General features: G+C 65.7%; 1 protein-coding gene. It reads right to left on the bottom strand.

The window, feature by feature from the left end; translation table 11 throughout:
- A partial coding sequence (locus BUB69_RS24205; RefSeq protein WP_217654481.1) for a hypothetical protein occupies positions 1 to 1,309 on the bottom strand: 1,309 nt, incomplete at both ends.

A 1,309-nucleotide genomic window follows, 5' to 3' on the forward strand; every position in this document is an offset into this window, starting at 1 on the left:
GAAGCAACCGGCAGAGCGGCCACATCAGCGGTTTCCAGCGCGGCGACTTGAGCAGTGCTCAGCGCAGCCACTTGGGTGGTTTTCAGCGCAGCAACCTGAGCCGTGGTCAAGGCCACAACCTGAGCCGTGGTCAAGGCCGCCACTTCAGCAGTGGTCAGTGCCGCAACCTGCAGAGCCGTCAGCCCCGGAATCTGGGCAACGGTCAGCGCAGCCACTTGAGCAGTGGTCAGCGCAGCGACAGCCGTGGTCGTCAGGGCAGCCAGATCAGCGTTTTGCAGCGCAGCGATCTGGGCGGTGGTCAGCGCCGCCACTTGGGTCGGCTTCAGAGCAGCCGCCTGAGCGGTGGTCAGCGCCACGATCTGATCGGTGGTCAGGGCCGCGACGTCAGCGGTTTCCAGCGCAGCGATCTGGGTGACTTTCAGCGCCGCAACCTGGGCGGTGGTCAGTGCAGCGACCTGAGCCGTGGTCAGGGCCACAACACCGGCCGTGGTCAGGGAACCGATATCGGCGGTTTCCATGGCCGCCACTTGCGTGGTGGTCAGGGCAGCCACCTGGGCAGTCGTCAGTGCAGCCACTTGAGCGGTGGTCAGCGCCACAACCTGAGCGGTGGTCAGCGCAGCCGCTTGAGCGGTGGTCAGGGCAGCCACCGAAGCGACCGGCAGAGCGGCCACATCAGCGGTTTCCAGTGCAGCCACCTGAGCGGTGGTCAGGGCAGCAACCTGGGTCGGCTTCAGCGCAGCAACCTGGCCAGTGGTCAAGGCAACGATCTGGGCGGTGGTCAGCGCCGCGACATCCGCGGTTTCCAGCGCAGCGATCTGGGCGACTTTCAGGGCAGCGACCTGAGCAGTTGTCAGGGCCGCGACCTGAGCGGTGGTCAGAGCTACAACACCAGCCGTGGTCAGAGAACCGATATCGGCGGTTTCCATGGCCGCCACTTGCGTGGTGGTCAAGGCAGCCACCTGGGCAGTGGTCAAACCGGCCACCTGAGCGGTGGTCAGCGCGACAACCTGGGCAGTGGTCAACGCAGCCGCTTGAGCGGTGGTCAGGGCAGCCACCGAAGCGACCGGCAGAGCGGCCACATCAGCCGTTTCCAGTGCAGCCACCTGAGTGGTGGTCAGGGCAGCCACCTGGGTTGGCTTCAGTGCAGCCACCTGGGCAGTGGTCAACGCAACCACTTGAGCGGTGGTCAACGCCGCTACTTCAGCGGTGGTCAAGGCAGCGACTTGCAGCGCCGTCAGACCCGGGATTTGAGTAACGGTCAGCGCAGCAACCTGAGCGGTCGTCAGGCCAGCGACAGCCGCCGTGGTCA

Source organism: Pseudomonas asturiensis (assembly GCF_900143095.1).
In the GTDB taxonomy this organism is placed as follows: domain Bacteria; phylum Pseudomonadota; class Gammaproteobacteria; order Pseudomonadales; family Pseudomonadaceae; genus Aquipseudomonas; species Aquipseudomonas asturiensis.